The organism is Methyloversatilis discipulorum, from assembly GCF_018780585.1.
In the GTDB taxonomy this organism is placed as follows: Bacteria; Pseudomonadota; Gammaproteobacteria; order Burkholderiales; family Rhodocyclaceae; genus Methyloversatilis; species Methyloversatilis discipulorum_B.
Window position 1 is genome coordinate 1 of record NZ_JADMJL010000030.1, and the last position, 23,099, is coordinate 23,099.

Below are 23,099 nucleotides of genomic sequence, written 5' to 3' on the forward strand. Positions count from 1 at the left end.
CAAGCTATTCCTACGCTTGCCAGGGCAGAACATACAAGCGGCCTTGGCCGCGACAGGGCTGTCGCTGTCCGTCGGCTTCGATCCAGGCGGCTGTCGGGGTCAGAAGACCCCTCCCGCAGAACCCTGTCCCGGCCAGGATCGTGGTTCAGGCACCACCCCTGTCGGAGCGGCCCTGGCCGCGACGGGGGCGGTCGAGATCCGGCTGCGCCCGCCGTCAGCGCCCGTTCGCCACCTTGCGGCTTGCCGATTCCTGCGCGAACTCCGGGACTGCGGACACCGTGTGAAAGGCCCGCCAGATGTGGCCGGACAGCAGGCGGCACGCTTCGTCGGCGTCGCGCGCGATGGCCGCCTTGAAGATCTGTTCGTGTTCTTCGTGCACGTCCTGCGGCACCGGCCGGTTCAGCACCGATATGCGGCGGTAGCGTTCGGACTGCCGGTACAGGATGGCCAGGAAGTGGCGGATCCAGCGCGAGCCGCAGGCGCCGATCAGCGTTTCGTGGAACACGCGGTTACGCTCTTCCCACTCGTTCACGCTGCCGTCCAAATCGCCCGCGAGCTTTTCCTCGGCCCGGGTCAGCAGGTGGAAGGCACTCACCAGATTGCCTTCCCACGCCTCGTCGCCGTGGGCAATGCTCTGTCGCAGCGCCTCGCTTTCCAGCATCACCCGGGTGCGCGTGATGTCCTCGAGGTCGGCCAGCGATATGGGCGCCACGCGGAAGCCGCGCTGGCCCTGAGCGACCACCAGCGAGTCGCTCACCAGCAGCGCCAGTGCCTCGCGCAGCGTGCCGGCGCCCACCTCGTACTCGTCCTTCAGGTGCTCGACGCGAAGCTTCGCGCCGGGTGCGTGGCGACCTTCGATGATGTCGCGCCGCAACTGCCGGTAGGCGCCATCGACCAGTGTCTTCGGCTCGTAGGCGTCGCCGTTGACCTGGAAGTCGCCGGTAATCAGCTGATCCATTTGATGTTTCCCTGAATGCCCACGCGGGTTGGGCGGGCATGTCGCCATTCTAGTTCCGAACTTTCTCCGTGAAAAGCCAAAAATCTCGAGAAAAAACGTTGACGTCGAGATAATCGTTTTATATCGTTAAGTCCATCGAATATCGATGAGTGAGAGGTCGCGATACAGCGGCCCCGCGGAGGAGACGACATGGACGTGGCAGCACGGCAATCGACAGTGGGCTGGGAGGCGGCATCGGCGGCGGTCAGCGCGGCGGTGGCGCACGCGGCGTCCGTCGGCGCCTGCGTCAATGCAGCGGTGGTCGATCGCGCCGGTCAGTTGGTGTCCTTCCTGCGCATGCCGGGCGCCCCGCTGCACTCGGTCGATATCGCGATCGACAAGGCCTATACCGCCGCCAGCTTCGGCCTGCCGACCGGCGACTGGGCGGCCGCGCTCTCATCCCATTCCGACGCAGTCCGCCAGGGGCTGCCGCTGCGCCCGCGCATGGTCATGTTCGGCGGCGGCTTGCCGCTGGTGGTGGCCGGCGAGCGCATCGGCGGCATCGGCATTTCCGGTGGCTCCGAGGCGCAGGACGAGGACTGCGCCCGCGCAGCGCTCGCAGCGCTCGGCTTGACCTCGGCGCGCTGACGCGCCGCTCCAACAAGAAAGAGATCGATGAAACAGATCAGCCACTTCATCAATGGCGAGTTCGTCGCCGGCCGCGAAGGCCGCCGCTTCGACAAGCGCTCGCCGCTGGACAACCGCGTCATCGCCTCGGTCAGCGAAGCCGGGCGCGACGAGGTGAATGCCGCGGTCGCCGCAGCGCGTGCCGCGCTCGAAGGACCGTGGGGCCGCATGACGGTGACCGCGCGCACCGAACTGCTGTACGCGGTCGCCAATGAAATCAACCGCCGCTTCGACGACTTCGTCGCCGCCGAAGTGGCCGACACCGGCAAGCCGGTCAGCCTCGCCAGCCACCTCGACATTCCGCGCGGTGCCGCCAACTTCAAGATCTTCGCCGACGTGGTCAAGAACGTGCCGGGCGAGTTCTTCGAAATGGCGACGCCGGACGGCCGTGGCGCGATCAACTACGCGCTGCGCAAGCCGGTCGGCGTGGTCGGCGTGGTGTGTCCGTGGAACCTGCCGCTGCTGCTGATGACCTGGAAGGTCGGCCCGGCGCTGGCCTGCGGCAACACCGTGGTGGTGAAGCCGTCGGAAGAGACGCCGCAGACCGCGGCGCTGCTCGGCGAAGTGATGAACGCGGTCGGCATGCCGGCCGGCGTCTACAACGTGGTGCACGGTTTCGGCCCGGATTCGGCCGGCGAATTCCTGACCACCCACCCGGGCGTCAATGCCATCACCTTCACCGGCGAGACGCGCACCGGCGAAGCCATCATGAAGGCGGCCGCCGGCGGCGCGCGGCCGGTGTCGCTGGAAATGGGTGGCAAGAATCCGGCCATCGTGTTCGCCGACTGCGACTTCGACGCCGCCATCGCCGGCACGCTGCGTTCGGCCTTCGCCAACTGCGGTCAGGTTTGCCTCGGCACCGAGCGCGTCTATGTCGAGCGCCCGCTGTTCGAGCGCTTCGTCGCCGCGCTGAAGCAGGGCGCCGAGGCGCTGGTCATGGGCCGGCCGGAGGACGAAGCCACCGGCATGGGCCCGCTGATCTCGGCCGAGCACAAGCAGAAGGTGCTGGCCTACTACCGCCGCGCGGTGGAAGAGGGCGCCACCGTCGTCACCGGCGGCGGCGTTCCGGCCATGCCGGGCGAACTGGCCAACGGCGCCTGGGTGCAACCCACGATCTGGACCGGATTACCGGAGACCGCCGCCGTCGTGCGCGAGGAAATCTTCGGCCCGTGTTGCCACATCGCGCCCTTCGACCGCGAAGAGGACGCGATCCGCATGGCCAACGACACGAACTACGGCCTCGCCGCGTCTGTATGGACGTCCGACATCACGCGCGGCCACCGCGTCGCGGCCGCACTCGACACCGGTCTGGTGTGGGTGAACTCCTGGTTCCTGCGCGACCTGCGCACGCCTTTCGGCGGCGCCAAGCAATCGGGCATCGGCCGCGAAGGCGGCGTGCATTCGCTCGAGTTCTACACCGAGCTGAAGAACGTGTGCGTGAAGCTGTGAGGAGCGCCGACATGAACGCACCGCTGAATCCGGAAATCGCCCGCAGTATCGTCGCCGCCGGCATCACCACCAACTATCACGACCTGGGCAGCGGCTTTCCGGTGCTCATGCTGCACGGCTCGGGCCCCGGTGTCAGCGCCTGGGCGAACTGGCGGCTGGTCATGCCGCAGATTGCCGAACGCGCTCGCGTGATTGCACCGGACATGGCGGGTTTCGGCTACACCGAGCGTCGCCCGGATCTCCGGTACGACATGGACACCTGGGTCGCCCAGGCCGTTGGCATGCTGGATGCGCTCGGCATCGAGCGCGCCGATCTGGTCGGCAACAGCTTCGGCGGCGGACTGGCGCTGCAGGTCGCCATCCGTCACCCGCACCGCATCCGCCGTCTGGTGCTGATGGGCAGCGTCGGCGTGCGCTTCGACATCACGCCGGCGCTCGACGCGGTGTGGGGTTACACGCCGTCGATCGAAACCATGCGCGGCCTGCTCGACCTGTTCGCCTACGACCGCTCGCTGGCGAACGACGAGCTGGCGAAGTTGCGCTACGAGGCGTCGATCCGCCCGGGCTTCCAGGAATCCTTCGCCGCCATGTTTCCGGCGCCGCGCCAGCGCTGGGTCGATGCGATGGCCAGCAATGTCGAGGACATCAAGACGTTGCCACACGAAACACTGGTCATCCACGGCCGGGAAGACAAGGTCATCCCGCTCGACACCTCGCTCACGCTGGCGCAGTGGATACCGAACGCGCAGCTGCACGTGTACGGCAAGTGCGGCCACTGGACGCAGATCGAGCACGCCGCGCGCTTCGCGCGTCTCGTCGCGGACTTCCTCACCGAACCCCATTGAACAGGCCCCGGACATGATGCAAGCCCAGAAGATCCAGCAGTACGGCGACGAGCTGTACGCCGCGCTCACCACCCGCGAAACCGTGGCGCCGCTGACCAGCCGCGAGCCGGACATCACGATCGAGGATGCCTACCACATCCAGCAGCGCATGATTGCGCGCCGGCTGGACGCCGGCGAGCGCATCGTCGGCAAGAAGATCGGCGTCACCTCGAAAGTGGTGCAGAACATGCTGAACGTGCACCAGCCGGACTTCGGCTACCTGCTCGACGGCATGATCTACAACGAGGGCGAGTCGATCGCTGCGAACTCGCTGATCCAGCCGCGCGCCGAAGGCGAGATCGCCTTCATCCTGAAGCACGACATCATGGGCCCGGGCGTCACCGGCGCCGACGTGCTGCGCGCCACCGAGTGCGTGATGCCCTGCTTCGAAATAGTCGATTCGCGCATCCACGAATGGAAGATCCGCATTCAGGACACGGTGGCCGACAACGCGTCGTGCGGCGTGTTCGTGCTCGGCGACCGCGCGGTGTCGCCGCGCAATCTCGACCTCGGCCTGTGCGGCATGGTGCTGGAACTGAACGGCGACATCGTCGGCACCGGTGCCGGCGCCGCCGCGCTCGGCCATCCGGTCAACGCTGTCGTCTGGCTCGCCAACACGCTGGGCCGTCTCGGCATTCCGCTCAAGGCCGGTGAAGTGATCCTGTCCGGCTCGCTCGCCGCCCTCATTCCGGTCAAGGCTGGCGACAGCCTGCGCATCGCCATCGGTGGCCTCGGCGGCTGCTCGGTGCGCTTCGTCTAGGACCGACGCCATGGCACGCATCGCACCCCTCTCCATCGAGTCCACGCCGGACATGGCGGCCGACTTCGCCTTCTTCGAGCGCACGCTCGGCTTCGTGCCGAACAGCCTGCGCACGATGGCCTACAGGCCGGCGCTGGCGAAGGGCCTGATCGCGTTGAGCCGCGGTGTGTATGACCCGGCGGGCGAGGTCGATCTGGGCTTCAAGCGCCTGATCGGTCACGTCGCCAGCATGGCGGCCGGCTGCCTGTACTGCCGTGCGCATACCGCCACCAGTGCGCTGCGCCACGGTGTGGCCGCGGAAAAGATGGCGGCCATCGCCGACTACCGCAGCAGCCCGCTTTTCTCCGACGCCGAACGCGTGGCGCTCGATTTCGCGCTGGCCGCGGCGAGCCAGCCGAACGACGTGACGGACGAACTGTTCGCCGGCCTCCGTGCGCACTGGAACGAGGGCCAGATCGTCGAGCTGCTCGGCGTGATCGCGCTCTTCGGCTTCTTCAATCGCTGGAACGATTCCCTGGCAACGACGCTTGAGTCCGAGCCCCTTCAAACCGCTGGCAGCGTGCTCGCGAACACCGGCTGGTCGGCCGGCAAGCACGCCGCCGGAGACGAGGACATCCCTGCATGAACAAGATCAAGTGTGCATTGATCGGGCCGGGCAATATCGGCACCGATCTGCTCTACAAGCTGAAGCGCAGCCCGGTGCTGGAGCCGGTCTGGATGGTCGGCATCGACCCTGCGTCCGAAGGCCTGGCGCGCGCCCGCGACATGGGCATCAAGACCACCAGCGACGGCGTCGACGGCCTGCTGCCGCACGTCAAGGCGGACGGCATCCAGATCGCCTTCGACGCCACCAGCGCCTACGTGCATGCCGAGAACTCGCGCAAGCTCAATGCGCTGGGCGTGATGATGATCGACTTGACGCCTGCCGCCATCGGCCCCTTCTGCGTGCCGCCGGTGAATCTGAAGGAACACGTCGGCAAGCGCGAGATGAACGTCAACATGGTCACCTGCGGTGGCCAGGCGACGATCCCCATGGTGGCGGCGGTGTCGCGTGTGCAGAAGGTGAGCTACGGCGAGATCGTCGCCACCGTGTCCAGCCGCTCGGTCGGACCGGGCACGCGCAAGAACATCGACGAATTCACCCGCACCACGTCCGGCGCCATCGAGCGCGTCGGCGGTGCGGCCAAGGGCAAGGCCATCATCGTGATCAACCCAGCCGAGCCGCCGCTGATCATGCGCGACACCATTCACTGCATCACCGAGTCGGCGCCGCGTGCGGCCGAAATCGAGGAATCGGTGCACGACATGATCCGCCAGGTGCAGGCCTACGTGCCCGGTTACCGGCTGGTCAATGGCCCGGTGATCGACATGGACACCCACCGCGTGTCCATCTTCATGGAAGTCGCCGGCCTCGGCGACTACCTGCCGAAGTACGCCGGCAATCTCGACATCATGACCGCCGCCGCCGCGCGCACGGCCGAGATGTTCGCCGAAGAAATCCTGAACGGCTCGCTCTCGCTCGAGCCCGTCCCCGCTTGAGCGCAAAGGACACGACCATGAATCTCAAGGGCAAGAAGGTCACGCTGCACGACAACACGCTGCGCGACGGCATGCATCCGAAGCGCCACCAGATCACGCTGGACCAGATGCTGGCGGTGGCGCGCGGCCTCGACGAGGCGGGCATGCCGCTGATCGAGGTGACGCACGGCGACGGCCTCGGTGGCGCGTCGGTGAATTACGGCTTCCCGCTGCACAGCGACGAGGAGTACCTCTCCACCGTCATCCCGGCGATGAAGAACACCAAGGTGTCGGCGCTGCTGCTGCCCGGCATCGGCACCGTCGACCACCTGCGCATGGCGCACGAACTGGGCGTGCACACCATACGTGTCGCCACCCACTGCACCGAAGCCGACGTGTCTGAACAGCACATCGGTCTGGCACGCAAGCTGGAGATGGACACCGTGGGCTTCCTGATGATGGCCCACATGATCGAGCCGGAAAAGCTGGTCGCGCAGGCGAAGCTGATGGAAAGCTACGGTGCCAACTGCGTCTATGTGACTGACTCCGCCGGCTACATGCTGCCGGACGACGTGACGGCGCGCGTGAGCGCAGTGCGCCAGGCGTTGAAGCCCGAAACCGAGATCGGCTTCCACGGCCACCACAACATGTCGATGGGCGTGTCGAACTCGCTGGCGGCGATCGAGGCCGGTGCCACCCGCATCGACGGCTCGACCAACGGTCTGGGCGCCGGCGCCGGCAACACGCCGCTGGAGGTGTTCGTCGCGGTGGCCAACCGCATGGGCATCGAAACCGGTGTCGATCTGTACCGCATCATGGACGTGGCCGAAGACCTGGTGCTGCCGATGATGGAGCACCTGGTGCGCATCGACCGCGACTCGCTGACGCTGGGCTACGCCGGCGTCTATTCCTCCTTCCTGCTGTTCGCCAAGCGCGCCGGCGCCAAGTACGGCATCGCGCCGCGCGACATCCTGATGGAGCTCGGTCGCCGCGGCATGGTGGGCGGGCAGGAGGACATGATCGAGGACACCGCGATCACGATGGCGCGCGAGCGGGCGACCGCGGCGGCGGAGGGCTGAACGATGAACCTCGACCGCATCACCATCGCGCTACTCGCCGAGCGCCTCGAAAACTGCGAGCTGGAAGCACGCGACACCACCAAGATCACCGACGACCACCCGGACATGGACTGGGAGGACGCCTACGCGGTGCAGGACGCGATCCGCGCCCGCAAGCTGGCGCGCGGCGCGCGCATCGTCGGCCTGAAGGCCGGACTCACCTCGCGCGCCAAGATGAAGCAGATGGGCGTCGAAGACCCCGTGTTCGGCTTCCTGGTCGATGACTTCGCGGTCGCCGATGGCGGCGACATCGATACGAAGAAGCTCATCCACCCCAAGGTCGAGCCGGAAATCGCCTTCGTCACCAAGGCGCCGCTGCGGGGGCCGGGCTGCCACATCGCGGCCGTGCTCGCCGCCACCGACTTCGTCGTGCCGGCCATCGAAATCATCGATTCGCGCTACCGCGACTTCAAGTTCGACCTGAAGAGCGTGGTCGCCGACAACTGCTCGTCGTCGCGCTTCGTGGTCGGCGGGACCGCGACGCCGGTCGAGGGCCTGGACCTGCGCACGCTGGGCGTGGTGCTGGAAAAGAACGGCCAGCCGGTGGCGCTCGGCGCCGGCGCCGCGGTGCTCGGCCACCCGGCGGCAGCCATCGCCATGCTCGCCAACATGCTGGGCCGGCGCGGCGAAGAGATCCCGGCCGGCACGCTCATCCTGTCCGGCGGCATTACCGAGGCGGTCGCGGTGGCAGCCGGCGACAGCGTGAGCCTGCGCATCCAGTCGCTCGGTTCGACCAGCGTCCGCTTCGTCTGACCGCCCTTCGCCTTCCAGGAGAAACGACATATGCCATTCGCACAGATCAACCTGATCGAGGGTCGGACCGAGGACCAGAAGCGCGCCGTCATCGAGAAGGTGACGCAGGCACTGGTCGAGGCGGTCGGCGCACCGCGTGAAACGGTGCGCGTGATGATCGTCGAGGTGCCGAAGTCCCACTGGGGCATCGGCGGCGTCAGCGCCAAGGACCTCGGGCGCTAGCCGCGCACCGTCACACGACTGAGCCCAATCGACGACCCGGCCGCAGAGCCGGGCAAGGAGGAGAAATACATGAACCATCACGGATTCAGGGCGCTGGCCGTCTGCGCTGCGCTTGCCGCGGTCGCCACGGGCTGCACCCAGGCACCCGACCTGTCGGCCGCGCGTGCCGAGGCGCAGAAGCCGGTACAGCGTTACGACGCCATCCAGGCCCTCGCCGCGCACGGCGAGAAGGTCGCAGCCGGCACCCGCAGCGGTGCGGTGCTGGTGTCTTCAGACGGCGGCCGCAGCTGGCATCGGCAGCCCATCGCCGGCCCGTCGTCGATCACCGGCATGGACGTGTGCCCGGACGGCCGCTTCATCGCCATCGACTTCTACCGGAAGGTGTGGACGGCCGACGCCCAGCTGTCCGCCTGGAGCGCGCAGCCGCTGGAGGCGCCGCACACCGCGCTGGCCGTGCACTGCGACCGCCAGGGCCGCTGGTGGGTGGCCGGTACCGGTGCGCTCATCGTGCGCAGCGACGACCAGGGCAAGAGCTGGGTCAAGACCGATCTGCAGGAGGACCTGCAGATCACCACGGTGCAGATGGTCGATGAGCTGAACGGCTTTGCCACCGGCGAATTCGGCACCGTCGTAGTCACCACCGACGGCGGTGCGACCTGGGCCAAGCGTGGCGCGCTGCCCGAGGAGTTCTACCCCTACGCCGCGCTGTTCGTGTCGGCCAGCGAGGGCTGGGTCAGCGGCCTGGCCGGGCAGGTCGTGCACACCACCGACGGCGGTCTGACCTGGACGCCGCAGCTGAATCGGGCCGGCGCACCGCTGTATCGCATCTTCATGCACGCCGGCGCGCCGCACGCGGTCGGCGCCGGTGGCGCCGTGGTGCGCCTGCAGGGCGAGGAATGGGTGGCTGTCGCCTACCCGGACGCGCGCCCGGTACCGCTCGCAGCGGGCGCGTCCGTCCTTGCGCACAACACCCTTCTGATCGGCGGGCCTGGCGGCCTGCTGCGTGCCGTCGCCGACGGTGGCTCATCCAAACCCGGAGCCGCGAAATGATCGCCCCGATCCGCAAGTCCATCACCCACACGCTGCACAAGGCCGAAGAGTGGATCTTCGCCAATCCGAAGATCGTGCTGAGCCTGATCTTCCTGGTCACGCTGGCCTTCGCCGCCGCGCTGCCCAAGTTGCGCATCTATTCCGATTTCTCCGACCTGCTGCCGCAGGAGCACAGCTACATCCAGACCTACAACCGCATCAAGGAGAACTTCGGCGGCGCCAACATGATCGTGATGGCGATCGAGGTCGAGCAGGGCACGATCTTCAACAACGACACGCTGAAACTGGTGCATGAGGCGACGCAGGGCGTGGACAACCTGCCCAGCGTGAACCACAACCTGGTGTCCTCGCTGACCCACCGCACCGCGCGCAAGGTGTTCCTCAGCCCCGAGGGCAGCTTCGTGTCGCAGCCCTACTACGACCCGGCAAAGACCTACTCGGCCGACGAACTCGCGCAGATGCAGCGTGACGTGGTCGCCAATCCCAACCTCTACGGCCTGATGGTGTCGCCGGACTTCAAGGCGGCGCTGATCAAGGCGCAGCTCAACGAGAGCGAACTCGACTACGTCGAAACCTTCGCCGCGCTGCAGAAGGTGCGCGACACGCTGGCGCGCGACGGGCACAAGGTGCACGTGACCGGCAATCCGGTGCTGACCGGCTGGGTCTATACCTACCTCGACCAGATCGTGCAGATCCTGGCGTGGACGCTGGCCCTGCTGGCGACGCTGCTCATCGTCTACTTCCGCCGCCTGTACGGCATCGCGCTGCCGCTGCTGGGCATCGCGCTGTCGTCGATCTGGGGCCTCGGTTTCATGGCGCTGGCCGGCATCAACCTCGAACCGCTGTCGCTGCCCATCCCCTTCCTGATCGCCGCCCGCGCCACCTCGCATGGCGTGCAGCTGGTGGTGCGCTACTACGAGGAGCTGGCCATCGTGAAGAACGGCCGGCAGGCGGCGCGCAACGCGCTGGATGCGCTGTTCCGACCGGGGTCGCTGGCCATCATCGTCGACGCGGTCGGGATCGCCGTGCTGGTGCTGGGCGCCGCGCCGTTCAACTACAAGCTCGGTCTGGCCGCCGGCTTCTGGGGCTTCTCGGTCATCTTCACGGTGCACTTCATGGTGCCGCTGGCGCTGACCGTGCTGCCGCAGCCGAAGACGATGGAGAACGCCAACGAGGGCGTGCGCAACTTCCTCGGCAACGCGATGGCGCGTACCGGCGGTACCGACGGCGGCGCACGCGCCATCCTGTTCGCGTCGCTGGCCTGCGTCGTCGTCGGCAGCTGGTACGTGGCCAAGGTGCAGCTCGGTGAGTCCGAGCCGGGCAGCCCGCTGCTGAACCGCGACCACGACTACAACGTGTCGACGGCGGCCATCAACACGCTGTTCCCGGGCTCGGAAGAGCTGCACATCGTCGCCCGCACCGAAGAGAAGGGCGGCATCAAGCGGCCCGAGGTCATGCACGCGATCGAGCGCTTCCAGGCCCACATGCTGTCCGATCCGACGCTGGGCGGCGCGCGTGCGCTGCCGGGCGTGGTGCGCGTGGTGAACCAGCTCACCCACAACGACGATCCGCGCTGGGCGCAGATACCGGACAACGCCGACGAGGTGGGCGGTCTGATGTTCGCCTACATGGCGTCCAGTCCGATTCCCGGTGCGCTGAAGGAGTACATCAACCCGGACGAGAACGAAGCCAACATGGTGTTCTTCTACAAGGACCACCAGGCGGAGACGATCAACCGGGTGGTTGCGCTTGCCGAAGAGGGCAAGGCGCGCATCGAGGCCGAGGTGCCGGGCCTGAAGATCGAACTGGGCGGCGGCATCATCGGCGTCACTGCAGCGGCCAACCAGGCGCTGCACACCGACCACATGATCATCATTCCTGCGGTGATGCTGCTGGCCTTCTTCCTGGTGATGGCCTACTACCAGTCGCTGCACGCCGGCTGGCTGATGGTGCTGCCCATGCTGTTCGCCACCGTCATGACCTATGCCTACATGGGCTGGGCCGACATCGGCATCAGTGTGAACACGGTGCCGGTGATCGCGGTCGGCGTCGGCGTCGGCATCGACTACGCGGTGTACTTCATGGACCGCATCCGCGAGGAAATGGCGGTCACCCGCAACATCCACCGCGCCGTCGTCAATGCGGTCGCCACCACCGGCTACGCCGTGTCCTTCACCGCCGCGACGCTGATCGCCGGTGTCGTCATGTGGATCTTCATGTCCGACCTGCGCTTCCAGTCGGATGCCGCTGTCCTGCTGTCCTTCATGCTGGTCGTCAATGCGCTGGCCGCGATGCTCATCGTGCCGGCCTGGTGCGTGGTGTTCCGCCCGCACTTCGTGGTCGCCACCCACTACGACGAGGACGGCGTGCTGGAAGAGGACGACGCGCCGCGCGAGGTCGCCCGCGCGGCGGCCTGACCGACAGCTTCAATCCGCCGGGCGGGTGTCCGTCTGCCCGGCCACAACAGAGAGAGTCAGCAGTGCGATAGCAGGAAAAACAGGAGGAGGACAAGGTGGATACATACAAGAAGAGGAGCCACCTCGCAGCCCGTGTCGGGCTGGGAGGGGCACTGTGCGCACTCGCCGCACTGAACGCGATGGCGCAGGACAACCTGCCCGACCTGGGCAGCAGCAACAGCAAGTGGAAGGTGGATGTCTATTACGAGAACGACACCCGCTTCCGCGGCAAGGACAACACCGACCGCACGGTGGGGCTGTCGAAGTTCCGCAACACGGTGCAGGTCGAGGCCGACAAGGATCTGGGCAACGGCTGGGAATTGCACGGCGTGCTGCGCGGCACCTGGGACGGCGTCTATCGCATCAACGACGACCAGTACGGCAAGGAGGCGGGCGGCGCCATCACGCTCGATTCGACCACGCCCGGCGGCACGATTGCCAGTCCGCACGGCGGCGGCCCGATCAATAACGCGTCGGGCCCGCCGGGGAATGTGTTCGGTTTCAGCACCGTGGCCAACCCGAACGACGGTCTGCGCGTGCTCGGCGACCGCTGGCACGACGTCGAGGGCGGCGTTGCCTTCGGCGTGCCGGTGCGACCCTGCGACTACGACAATCGCGGGTGTGCCGACTTCGGCGGCTATGGCGACAAGAAGCGCTCGGAGCTGGAATCGCCGGAGTTCAACTCGCGGCTCGACTTCCTGCGCGAGGCCTATGTCAAGAAGACCTTCGCGCTCGACGACCAGCGCTCCATCTTCCTGAAGGTGGGCAAGCAGCAGGTGGTGTGGGGCCGCACCGACCTGTTCCGCGTGCTCGACGTGATCAACCCGGTCGACTACTCGCGCAACAACATCTACGACGAGCTGGAAGACATCCGCATTCCGATGTGGATGGTGCAGGCCGAGTACCGCATGGGCGGCAGCGAGTCGATGCAGGAGCGCAATCTGCAGGTGGTGTGGAACTTCGACAAGTTCCGGCCGAACAACCTCGGTCAGTGCGGCACGGCCAACGTCATCCTCGACGCCGGCTGCTTCTTCCGCGGCATGAAGAACCTGTGGGACAACGGCGGTACGGTGGCCAACTTCGCCAACGTCGCGCCCGACACCTTCCTCGCCACCGACTTCGGTCCGGGCCAAATCGGTCTGAACGAGATCAATCTGCCCGGCTGGAAGCTGAAGAACACCCAGCTCGGCGTCAAGTACGAGGGCGTGACCCAGGGCGGTCTGTCCTTCTCGCTGAACGCGCTCACCTATCGCTCGCAGCTGCCCAGCCTGCGCGGTGCCAAGCGATCGACGAACGCCTTCAACGCCGAGTTCCGCGAGTACTGGCCCTACCTGATCTCGTTCGACATGTACTTCCCGCGCGTGAACCTGATCGGCGGCTCGATGGACTTCGAGTGGGAAGCGGCGAACGCGGCGGTGCGCATCGAAGCGGCATACACCAACGGCGAGGAGTTCGCGAACACCGCCAAGCCGGAGCTGTATTCGTCGAACGACGTGTTCCGCGCCGTCATCGGCATCGACCGGCCGACCTTCATCCCCTTCATCAATCCGCGCCGCACCACGCTCATTTCCGGTCAGCTGTTCTACCAGCACATTTTCGACCACGTCGAGCGCAACGGCGCGCTGGGCAAGGTGGGCATGCCGGACTGGGAGGACAACGTGATCGGCACGCTGCTGATCAAGGCCTTCCTGAAGAACGACCGCCTGAGCCCGCAGATCATCTTCGCGCATGACTTCCGCGCGCAGGCGACGGTGGCTGCGCCGCAGGTCGAGTGGCTGCTCACCGACAACCTGAAGTTCGCCGTCGGCGCCAACGTGAAGCTGGGCAGCGACAACGACCGCTACAAGTTCGATGACTGCCGCGGCTGCAATCCGTGGCCGCCTTTCACCGCCGGTCCGAACTACCCGGGCAATCCGGCGCAGGCCTTCTCGCGCGGTCTGGGTGGCCTGGAGCCGCTGGGCCGCTTCCGCGCCGGTCCGATCGGCGCCGCCTGGGCCGAAGACGAGATCTACGCAACCCTCCGCTACAAGTTCTGACCTTTCACCGCAGTGCCGGGGCGTGCGCCCCGGCTTCACAGGAGACGCACGCAATGAACAAACTGATCGCCGCCGGCCTGCTCGCAGCCGGACTGTGCACCCAGGCCCTCGCCGCCAGCGAAGCCGATGTCGAAACCGCCTTCGAGCCGTACAAGAAGGGCTTCCCGACCTTCCCCGGTCTCAGTGCCGGCATGACCATCAACAAGGACAACGTCGACCAGTTCAAGGACGCGCTGGACGCCGGCATGTACATGGTGGTCAAGAACGGCTGGTATCAGATCAAGGTCGGCGAGACGCTGAGCTTCCCGAACCCGAAGGGCTACGTCGAGGCGACCCGGAAGAACCTGAACAAGACCAAGCTGGGGGCCAAGACTGGCGAGATCGAAGGCTTTGCCGGTGGCCGGCCCTTCCCGGAGGAGCCGAGCACGTCGGATCCGCGTGCTGGCGAGAAGGTGGCGTGGAACTTCAAGTACGGTGCGAACTGGGGCGACAACGCCGCCATCCATCCGTTCTACTGGAAGTACCGCAACATGACGACCGGTCAGCTCGAACGGACGCTGAAGTTCAACTTCTTCTTCCTGAACTTCAAGCACCGCACCGACCACGCGCCGACGCCCGAGGTATCGCCTAACGCGGCCAATCTCTACCGCGCCATCTACGCTCAGGTGCTGGAACCGCAGGATCTGAAGAACACCCAGCTGCTGATACAGAAGTACGAAGACGACACCAAGTTCGACGACGCCTACCTCTACCTCGGCTTCCAGCGTCGCGTGCGCCGCCTGGCGGCAGGCCAGGTGACCGACTCCTTCCTCGGCTCCGACCTGATGATCGAGGACTTCGAGGGGTATGAGAGCCGCGTGTCCGACATGCAGTGGAAGTTTGTCGGCACGAAGAACCTGCTGATGCCCTACTACAAGCACAATGACATGAAGCTGTCGGACGAATTCAAGGAAGAGGACGGCTACAAGTACGTGAGCTTCACCGGTCAGGGCGAGTGCTTCCCCGACATCACCTGGCAGTTGCGCAAGGTGCACGTCGTCGAGGCGGTGCCGGTCAACAGCAACCACCCGGTCGGCAAGCGCATCATGCATTTCGATGCCCAGGTCTATGGCGCGTCGCGCACGCTGGTGTACGACCGCAAGGGCGAGCTGTGGAAGAGCTGGACCATCGGCAAGGCGCACCCGGACTTCCACCTGCCGATCAACAAGGGCACCGGTGTTGCGCTCGACGATTCCTTCTCGATGGTGGACGTGCAGGCCAAGCACTGCACGACCGGCCAGTTCAAGGGCAAGGTCGATCCGAAGCTGAGCCCGGCCAACCTGTTCCAGGTGCAGAACATGCGCGGCGGCAACTGAAGCCCGCCCCCGTCACGCCTGTCCGCGTGACGCCAACGATGATGTGAGCAGTACTCCTCGTTCCCGCTCGTCGGGAAGCGCCCCGCCCCGGTACCCCCCGCGGCGGGGTTTTTTTTCGCCGCTGTCGGGTGGGTCTGTCGTGGTGCCGCGGCACTTCTCCATATGCGGAAATGCGGATTTCACAAATCCGGAAGTGCAGTCCGGCGTGCGCGGTGAATGCCGCGCTGATATTTGTAATCGACATCGAATCAATGGCTTGCGCTGCTGGATGAGCTTGGCACGCTCGTTGCAAAACCGGAGTCGGCGTGGCCTGACGGCCGCGCACGACAAGAACATCCGGAGGAAGAATGCAGCACAGTCCCTGCGCCGCGCTTTGGTCGCGCGCCCATGCCGAAGGCGTCCGCACATGAGCGCGCCGAACATCCCGGTCGTCGTCACCCGCCACGCGCGGGTCGCCGACGACATCGTCCACATCGTGCTCGAATCGCCGGCCGGCACGCCGCTGCCGGCCTTCGCGGCTGGTGCCCACATTGACGTCGAACTGCCGAATGGCCTGGTGCGCCAGTACTCGCTGCTCGGCGACCCGGCGCAGGCGCGGCAGTACGAACTGGGCGTGCTGCGCGAAGCGACCGGCCGCGGCGGCTCGCGCAGCGCGCACGACGATCTGCGCGCCGGCCTGCGCATCCGCATCGGCGCGCCGCGCAACCTGTTCGCGCTGGTGCCGGCGCGCCGGTCGCTGCTGTTCGCAGGTGGCATCGGCATCACGCCCATGCTGGCGATGGCGCAGCAGCTGGCGCATGGCGGCTCCGACTTCACCTTGCACTACTGCGCTCGCTCGCCGGCGCGCGCCGCCTTCCTCGACCGGCTGCGCGACGCGCCCTGGGCCGACCGCGTGCGCCTGCATTTCGACGACGGCGACGCGCGGCAGAAGCTCGATGCCGCGGCCGTGCTGGCCGCGCCCTCGGCTGACACCCATCTCTATGTGTGCGGGCCGAAGGGCTTCATGGACCACGTGATCGGCAGCGCCCGTGCGGCCGGCTGGGCCGACGCGAACATCCACGCCGAATCCTTCGCCGCGACCGACGGCGCGCGCAGCGGCGACCAGGTCTTTGCCGTGCAGCTCGCGCGCAGCGGTCGCGTCGTGCCGGTGGCCGTCGGGCAGACGGTGGCGGCGGCACTGGCCGCGCACGACGTCGAGGTGCCGCTGTCCTGCGAACAGGGCATCTGCGGCACCTGCGTGACGCGGGTGCTGGCCGGCGAACCGGATCACCGCGACATGTACTTCAGCGACGCGGAGAGGGCGGCGAACGACTGCTTCACGCCCTGCTGTTCGCGCTCGAAATCCGCCGTGCTGGTGCTCGATCTCTGATCGGCGGCCGCAGGCGCATCCAGGCGCCCGGTGTCCGCCGGGCGCATCACGACAAGACGGAGGAGAGAACGGAATGGAAACGAAAGCACTGGAAAAGAAGGTCGAGTTCCTGACGGACTGCTGGTATGTCGCCGCGCTGTCGAGCGAGGTGCCGGCCGACGGCATGTTCCACCGCCGGATACTCGACACCTCGGTGCTCATCTACCGCAAGGCGGATGGCTCGCCGGTCGCGCTGCACGACCGCTGCCCGCACCGCTTCGCGCCGCTGCACCTGGGCAAGCGCATCGGAGACGACGTGGTGTGCGCCTACCACGCGCTGCGCTTCGACTGCAGCGGCGCCTGCACGCACAACCCGCACGGCAACGGCCTGATCCCGAAGGCGGCGAAGGTGCGCAGCTTTCCGCTGCTGGAGAAGTACGGCTTCGTGTGGATCTGGATGGGCGAGGCCGCACTGGCCGACCCGGCGAAGCTGCCGGACTTCGGTCCGCTCGACGACGGGCCCTCGACCGCGCTGGCGCACACCTATATGCGCATGGACGTGAACTACGAGCTCATCATCGACAACGTGATGGACCTGAGTCACATCGACCACGTGCACAGCGAAATCATCAGCACCCGCGGACAGCTGTCGCCGCTGGTGCCGGCGGTGAAGGAGGGCGCGGGCAGCGTGAACGCCCGCTGGGAGTGGAGCCAGCAGCCGGCCATGCTCATCTTCGCGAACTTCCTGCCGGATCCGGCCGCGCCCGCCCGCCACTTCTTCGACATCACCTGGACGCCGCCGGCCAACATCCAGCTGTCGGTCGGCGCCATTCAGGGCGAGGGCCCGCTCGACCTCGAGCACTGCACCGGTCAGTACGACCTGCATACCTGCACGCCCGAATCGGCGACCCGCACACATTACTACTTTGCGACCCGGCGCAATCACGACGTCGACAATGCCGAGTACAACGCGATGAAGATACGCGCCATGCACGCCGCCTTCGAGAACGAGGACGGCCCGGTCATCCAGGCGACGCAGGACGAAATGGGCACCACCGATTTCTTCTCGCTGAACCCGGTGCTGATGAGCAATGACATCGCCGCGGTACGCGTGCGCAAGCTGCTGAAGAAGCTGATCGACGCCGAGCGCAACGGCGTGCTGCGCGCAGTCGGCTGAAGCGGGGTGCCACGCGGCCACGCGCTGGAAATCGCCGGCGATCGCCCTCATCTGACCGGAACGACTTTTCGGTCGTCACGATTCCGTGTCATCGTGGCGGCCGAAATTCACTGCGGAGAAGAGCGTGACCGAATTGCTGGCCCAGTATGGGCTGTGGCTGATTTTCCTGGTGGTGCTGGCGGAACAGCTGGGCCTGCCGATACCGGCGATGCCGCTGGTGATGCTGGCCGGCGCGCGGGTGGTCGACGAGCCCCTGTACGGCGTGTTCGCATTGCTGGTGGCGGTGGCCGCGTCTTCGCTCGGCGATGTCGCCTGGTACCTTGCCGGCCGGCTGCAGGGTCACCGCGTGCTGCGCCTGCTATGCCGCATTTCGCTGTCGCCCGATACCTGCGTGCGGCAGAGCGAATCCACCTTCACCCGCTACGGCATCGCGACGCTGGTGATCGCCAAGTTCGTGCCCGGGCTGTCGACGATTGCGCCGCCGCTGGCTGGCGCGCTGGGGATGCGGCCGTCCGCCTTCATGCTGTTCAACACGCTGGGTGCGGTGCTGTGGGCCGGCGCCGCGCTGACGATCGGCCTGCTGTTCGCGACGCAGATCGAGGCGGTGCTCGACGCGCTGGCCGAACTGGGTGTCTATGCGGCGGCGCTGGTCGGCGTGCTGCTGGCGCTCTATATCGGTTGGCGCTGGCTGGAGCGTCGTCGTGCGCTGCGCCAGCTGCAGTCGGAGCGGCTGGCCCCGGAGGAACTGCTGGCCATGCTGGACCGCGGTGAAGCGGTCACGGTGGTCGATGTGCGCTCCGGCCTCATCGTCGACGCCGAGCCGGTGCGCATTCCGGGGGCGCTGAGCATCACGCTGGAACAGATCGACGCACACGCGCACCGGCTGCCGAAGGAGGGCGTGCTGGTGACTTACTGCGCCTGCCCGAACGACGTGTCGGCGGTGCGTGCGGCACTGAAGCTGCACGCGGCCGGTCTGCGGCATGCCCGCCCGCTGCGCGGCGGCATCGAGGGCTGGCAGGCGGCGGGTTATCGAGTGGAGGGGGTGGGCGCGTCGTCGCTGTCTGACGGCAACGTGCTTGCTGGCGACAGCAGCCCTTGAAACGAAGCCGCGGTTCGCGACAGCCCTGTCGCGGCCAAGGCCGCTCGCACACGAGCGGAGCCCGCTCCAACACCGGCGCGGCATCAGGCAGACCCTGCCTCCCGCTTCTTCGCGCGGTATTCGAACTGCCCCCGCCTCAACCCGAGCAGGCGCGCGGCGGCGGACAGGTTGCCGCCGGTGCGCGTCATCGCGTGGTCGAGCAGGCGCTGTTCCAGTTCGTCGAAACGCAGACCGGCGTCGACCAGCGACGCAATGTGCGCATCCACACCGTCTGACGGCGCGTCGGACGGTGACGTCGTGGTCTCGGCGGCGCGCGTGAGCCGGCCGCCAGCCGACAGGTTGAACATCGGTTGGGTCAGCCGCTCGCCGCCCGAGAACAGATGCTGTACGTCGAGGTTGCCGCCGTCGTCTGCGAGGATGACGGCGCGCTCGACGATGTTCTCCAGCTCGCGCACATTGCCCGGCCAGTCGTAGGCCCACAGCGCTTCGGCCGCGCGCTGCGTGAGGCCGGCGATGTGCTTGCCGAAGCGTTTCGCATAGCGTTCGACGAACACGTTGAGCATCAGCGGAATGTCCTCGCGCCGTTCGCGCAGTGGCGGAATCTCGATCGGGAACACGTTGAGGCGGAAGAACAGGTCCTCGCGGAAGCGCCCGGCGGCGACCTCGGCGCGCAGGTCGCGGTTGGCGGCGGCGACGATGCGGACGTCCACCGGCCGCACGCGGGTGTCGCCAACGCGCTCGACCTCGCCTTCCTGCAGCGCGCGCAGCAGCTTGCCCTGGGCCGGCATCGGCAGGCTGCTGATTTCGTCGAGGAAAAGGGTGCCGCCGTGTGCGCGTTCGAACTTGCCCGGCCGTGACGCGTGGGCGCCAGTGAAGGCGCCGCGCTCGACGCCGAACAGTTCGGCCTCCACCAGTTCGGCCGGGATGGCGGCGCAGTTCACACCGACGAAAGGTCCTTTTGCGCGCGGACCGATGGCGTGCAGGGTTTTCGAGAAGCGCTCCTTGCCGACGCCGCTTTCGCCCAGCAGCAGCACGGTGGCGTCGGTCGGCGCGACGCGGCGTATCAGGTGGGCGACGGCGTTGAAGCCGGCCGAGGCACCGACCAGATCGGGCAGGCTCGCCGTCGCGGCGGTGTCGACCGGGGCGTGGCGTCCGCGTGGCGCCGACACGAAGTCCTCGATGCGCAGGAAGCTCAGGTCGTCGGCGCTGTCCTCGCACTCCTCCAGTGGCCGGCCGATCACCCGACAGCGCGCGTGCCCCATGGCGACGCACTCCAGTTCGCGCCACAGGATCGGGCGCCCCATCATCGTCGTCGTGAAGCCGCTGGCGTAGCCGGTCATCATCCAGCAGGCGGGGGAGCCGCTGATGCCGAAGTGCTTCAGATGCGCTTCCGCCTCCCACGAAGCCTGCCAGTAGTAGTCGCCCCAGAACTCACCGCTGTCGGTGTTGAACTGCATGCGTTCGACCGCCTGGTTGCGCACGAAGCCTTCGATCTCGCGCAGCCGCGGACCGAGCGCCAGCGTGCGCGTCAGATCGCCGCCCTCGGCTTCGCGCAGGCAGCGCGCGTCGTCCACGCCCTGCTGGTAACCGATGCGGGTGAACAGCTCACGGGTGCGCTCCAGTCCCAGCCGTTCCACCAGTTCGTGGCGCAGTGTGGCCACCGATGCGCCGTGCATCAGCAGCATGCGCTGGCCGAACAGCAGGATGTGGCCGCTGTCCGGCGCGAAATGGACGTTCTTCGCCAGCGTACGGTCGTCGATGGTGTCGGTGATGGCGGTCAGCGGGCCGTGCGGCGTGCGGGGCATTTCGGAATCCGTTCGGGAAGGAAGCTGCCGGAAATGCGGCATCGGCCGGCTGTCCGGTTTCGCCAAATCATGAAAGCACGGTTGAAAAATGTCGAGATTTTTCGTGAATCTTCGAAGGAACAGTGGCTTGCGAGTGGCCGGCCGACTGGTACGGCGATTGCACTGGGTGGATGCCCGGTCACGAGCCGGGCCACGACAAACAGATGGAGGATGGAGATATGCCGATGACCGGCGTGCTGCGTCCGGGTCATGTCGCCCTGAGGGTGACGGATCTGGAAGCGGCGGTGAAACACTATGGGCAGGTCCTGGGCCTGATCGAGACCGGGCGGGACGTGCAGGGCCGCGTGTACTTCAAGGCCTGGGACGAACACGATCACCACAGCGTGGTGCTGCGCGAGGCCGATGCGCCGGGCATGGACTACATGGGCTTCCGCGTCGACAGCGAAGCGACGCTGGACAGTCTGGCGGCGGAGGTGGAGGGCAGCCGTCTGGCGACGGACATGCGCTGGATCGACGCTGGTGAGCATCTGCATACCGGCCGCCGCTTCCGCTTCACGGTGCCGACCGGGCACGCGATCGAACTGTTCGCGACCAAGGACAAGGTGGGCAACGGCCTGCCTGACGTGAATCCGGACCCGTGGCCCGATGGCCTGATCGGCATGCAGCCGACGCGCTTCGACCACTGCCTGCTGTACGGCGACGATGTGGATGGCGTGGTGAAGCTGTTCACCGAGGTACTGGGCTTCAAGATGGCGGAACAGGTGATGGCGGGCGACCTGATGGTGGGCGCCTTCCTGACCTGCTCGACCAAGCCGCACGACATCGCCTTCATCCGCAACCCGGAGAAGGGGCGCTTCCACCACTGCTCCTTCATCCTGGATACGTGGAACGACGTGCTGCGGGCAGCCGACCTGATCTCGAAGAACGACGTGTCGCTGGACATCGGGCCGACGCGGCACGGTATTACGCGCGGCGCCACCATCTACTTCTTCGACCCGTCGGGCAACCGCAACGAGGTGTTCGCCGGCGGCTACATCCATTACCCGGACAAGCCGGTCATCACGTGGAACGTCGAAGACCTTGGGCGCGCCATTTTCTATCACGACCGCAAGCTGAACGAGGCCTTCCTGAACGTACACACCTGAGCGGCTATCTGCGCTCCGGCCGGTCGGTCAGGCCCTGGATGTCGCGCCGGGGGTAGCCCTCGGCGCGTATCCGCGTCCACACCGCGCGCTTCTCGTCCGGCGTCATGAACACCCAGTTCGCCACTTCCATGACGGTGCGGCCGCAGCCGCGGCACACCTCGTCGAACAATGTGCTGCAGATGGCGACGCAGGGCGTGTCCGGCTCGTCGGCCGGTGGCTGCTCGCTCATTGCATCAGGCCGGCAACGAAGGCGTCGAGCTTGCGCGCATCGACGTCGAAGCGGCGGATGCCGTCCGACAGCTTCTCGACCGCCATCGCGTCCTCGTTGTGCAGCCAGCGGTAGGCCCTTTCGTCGAGCACGACGCGTTCGGCCGGTGTCGTGCGCGTCGGGTCGAGTCGGCGCTCCAGTTCGCCCGGCAGGGCGGCCATCTGGTCCAGCAGGTCGGGTGCGATGGTGAGCAGGTCGCAGCCGGCCAGCGCCTCGACCTGACCCACCTTGCGGAAACTCGCGCCCATCACCTCGGTGTGGTAGCCGTGCTGCTTGTAGTAGTTGTAGATGCGGGTGACCGAAGCGACGCCCGGATCCTGCTCCAGCGGAATGTCGGCCACTTTCTGCTGCGCGCAGTACCAGTCGTAGATGCGGCCGACGAAGGGTGAGATCAGCGTGACGCCGGCGTCGGCGCAGGCGATGGCCTGGGCCATGCCGAACAGCAGCGTGAGGTTGCAGTGGATGCCGTCGCGCTCCAGCTTTTCCGCCGCGCGTATGCCTTCCCAGGTGCTGGCGAGCTTGATCAGCACGCGGCTGCGCGAAATGCCGGCCGCCTCGTACAGTGCGATCAGGTGGCGCGCCTTGGCGATGCTGGCTTCCGTGTCGAAGCTGAGGCGTGGATCGACCTCGGTCGACACCCGGCCGGGCACGTGCTTCAGGATTTCGCAGCCGAAGGCGACGAACAGCCGGTCGATCGCGCCGTGCAGGTCTTCACCGGCCGCCTTCGCCTGTGCCAGCGCCGCATCGAGCAGCGGTCGGTAGCGCGCGTCCTGCGCGGACTTCAGCAACAGCGAAGGGTTGGTGGTGGCGTCCTGCGGCTTGAGGCGGGCGATGGATTCGACGTCGCCGGTGTCGGCGACGACGATGGAATGCTGTTTCAGCGATTCGAGATGGGTGGTCATGGGGGGGCTCCGTCGGGGTCCTGGTCCGGTGCGATGTTCACGTGTGCCCGGAGTGTATTGCGAGTCGGCCGTCGCCGCGTGCATTTGGCTAAGCGTGCCGCTTGGGGTACGCATGCCGCTTGGCGTATCG

General features: G+C 66.9%; 20 protein-coding genes and 1 pseudogene. 17 read left to right on the top strand and 4 right to left on the bottom strand.

The window, feature by feature from the left end:
- Positions 1–214: 214 nt before the first annotated feature.
- Complete coding sequence (locus IV112_RS13960) at positions 215–958, bottom strand: GntR family transcriptional regulator (RefSeq protein ID WP_304004241.1); 744 nt, start codon at positions 956–958, stop codon at positions 215–217.
- 189 nt (positions 959–1,147) lie between these two features.
- Here IV112_RS13960 and IV112_RS13965 point away from each other — a divergent pair, with 189 nt between their 5' ends.
- The 16 genes and pseudogenes from IV112_RS13965 to IV112_RS14040 all read left to right on the top strand — a co-directional run bounded on the left by IV112_RS13965 (position 1,148) and on the right by IV112_RS14040 (position 18,849).
- Complete coding sequence (locus IV112_RS13965; RefSeq protein ID WP_304004242.1) at positions 1,148–1,585, top strand: GlcG/HbpS family heme-binding protein; 438 nt, start codon at positions 1,148–1,150, stop codon at positions 1,583–1,585.
- A 27-nt stretch (positions 1,586–1,612) separates the two neighbouring features.
- Positions 1,613–3,073, top strand: coding sequence for a 2-hydroxymuconic semialdehyde dehydrogenase (locus IV112_RS13970; protein ID WP_304004243.1), 1,461 nt, complete (start codon positions 1,613–1,615; stop codon positions 3,071–3,073).
- Positions 3,074–3,084: 11 nt separating this feature from the next.
- Positions 3,085–3,918: an alpha/beta fold hydrolase gene (locus IV112_RS13975; protein ID WP_304004244.1), complete on the top strand. Its 834-nt coding sequence runs from the start codon at positions 3,085–3,087 to the stop codon at positions 3,916–3,918.
- Between the two features lie 13 nt (positions 3,919–3,931).
- Positions 3,932–4,717, top strand: coding sequence for a 2-oxopent-4-enoate hydratase (gene dmpE, locus IV112_RS13980; protein WP_304004245.1), 786 nt, complete (start codon positions 3,932–3,934; stop codon positions 4,715–4,717).
- A gap of 10 nt (positions 4,718–4,727) precedes the next feature.
- Positions 4,728–5,342: a carboxymuconolactone decarboxylase family protein gene (locus IV112_RS13985; RefSeq protein ID WP_304004246.1), complete on the top strand. Its 615-nt coding sequence runs from the start codon at positions 4,728–4,730 to the stop codon at positions 5,340–5,342.
- Positions 5,339–6,256, top strand: a complete 918-nt coding sequence (locus IV112_RS13990; RefSeq protein WP_304004247.1) for an acetaldehyde dehydrogenase (acetylating) — start codon at positions 5,339–5,341, stop codon at positions 6,254–6,256. Before IV112_RS13985 ends, IV112_RS13990 begins: the two co-directional genes overlap by 4 nt.
- 17 nt (positions 6,257–6,273) lie before the next feature.
- Positions 6,274–7,314: a 4-hydroxy-2-oxovalerate aldolase gene (dmpG, locus tag IV112_RS13995; protein ID WP_304004248.1), complete on the top strand. Its 1,041-nt coding sequence runs from the start codon at positions 6,274–6,276 to the stop codon at positions 7,312–7,314.
- A gap of 3 nt (positions 7,315–7,317) precedes the next feature.
- Entirely contained in the window at positions 7,318–8,106 is a 789-nt protein-coding gene (gene dmpH / locus IV112_RS14000; RefSeq protein ID WP_304004249.1) for a 2-oxo-3-hexenedioate decarboxylase, read from the top strand.
- A gap of 27 nt (positions 8,107–8,133) precedes the next feature.
- Positions 8,134–8,328 (top strand): annotated as a pseudogene (locus IV112_RS14005) (4-oxalocrotonate tautomerase); the annotation flags it as partial.
- Positions 8,329–8,397: 69 nt separating this feature from the next.
- Positions 8,398–9,378 carry a WD40/YVTN/BNR-like repeat-containing protein gene (locus IV112_RS14010; RefSeq protein ID WP_304004250.1) on the top strand — a complete coding sequence of 327 codons (981 nt, stop codon included), beginning with the start codon at positions 8,398–8,400 and terminating at the stop codon, positions 9,376–9,378.
- Positions 9,375–11,795, top strand: coding sequence for an efflux RND transporter permease subunit (locus IV112_RS14015; RefSeq protein WP_304004251.1), 2,421 nt, complete (start codon positions 9,375–9,377; stop codon positions 11,793–11,795). Before IV112_RS14010 ends, IV112_RS14015 begins: the two co-directional genes overlap by 4 nt.
- Before the next feature lie 95 nt (positions 11,796–11,890).
- Positions 11,891–13,870: a DUF1302 family protein gene (locus tag IV112_RS14020; RefSeq protein WP_304004252.1), complete on the top strand. Its 1,980-nt coding sequence runs from the start codon at positions 11,891–11,893 to the stop codon at positions 13,868–13,870.
- A gap of 53 nt (positions 13,871–13,923) precedes the next feature.
- A complete protein-coding gene (locus IV112_RS14025) occupies positions 13,924–15,225 on the top strand; it encodes a DUF1329 domain-containing protein (protein WP_304004253.1) in 1,302 nt (433 codons plus the stop codon).
- A gap of 406 nt (positions 15,226–15,631) precedes the next feature.
- Positions 15,632–16,594, top strand: coding sequence for a PDR/VanB family oxidoreductase (locus IV112_RS14030; protein WP_304004254.1), 963 nt, complete (start codon positions 15,632–15,634; stop codon positions 16,592–16,594).
- 73 nt (positions 16,595–16,667) lie between these two features.
- Positions 16,668–17,750 (top strand): aromatic ring-hydroxylating dioxygenase subunit alpha, encoded by a 1,083-nt coding sequence (locus tag IV112_RS14035; RefSeq protein ID WP_304004255.1) that lies wholly within the window; start codon positions 16,668–16,670, stop codon positions 17,748–17,750.
- Positions 17,751–17,874: 124 nt separating this feature from the next.
- Entirely contained in the window at positions 17,875–18,849 is a 975-nt protein-coding gene (locus IV112_RS14040) for a VTT domain-containing protein (protein WP_304004256.1), read from the top strand.
- Positions 18,850–18,932: 83 nt separating this feature from the next.
- Here the strand turns inward: IV112_RS14040 and IV112_RS14045 are convergent, their stop codons facing one another.
- Positions 18,933–20,654 (bottom strand): sigma-54-dependent Fis family transcriptional regulator, encoded by a 1,722-nt coding sequence (locus tag IV112_RS14045; protein WP_304004257.1) that lies wholly within the window; start codon positions 20,652–20,654, stop codon positions 18,933–18,935.
- Positions 20,655–20,872: 218 nt separating this feature from the next.
- Between IV112_RS14045 and IV112_RS14050 the strand changes: the two genes are divergently transcribed.
- Positions 20,873–21,799 (top strand): catechol 2,3-dioxygenase, encoded by a 927-nt coding sequence (locus IV112_RS14050; protein ID WP_304004296.1) that lies wholly within the window; start codon positions 20,873–20,875, stop codon positions 21,797–21,799.
- Between the two features lie 4 nt (positions 21,800–21,803).
- Here IV112_RS14050 and IV112_RS14055 read toward each other — a convergent pair whose 3' ends face one another.
- Together IV112_RS14055 and tal are read right to left on the bottom strand one after the other, a co-directional pair.
- The gene (locus IV112_RS14055; protein WP_296813190.1) at positions 21,804–22,028 is read right to left on the bottom strand and encodes a DUF1289 domain-containing protein; all 225 of its coding nucleotides are present in this window, start codon (positions 22,026–22,028) and stop codon (positions 21,804–21,806) included.
- The gene (tal, locus tag IV112_RS14060; protein ID WP_304004259.1) at positions 22,025–22,969 is read right to left on the bottom strand and encodes a transaldolase; all 945 of its coding nucleotides are present in this window, start codon (positions 22,967–22,969) and stop codon (positions 22,025–22,027) included. The genes IV112_RS14055 and tal overlap by 4 nt, the downstream gene beginning before the upstream one ends.
- Between the last annotated feature and the right edge of the window lie 130 nt (positions 22,970–23,099).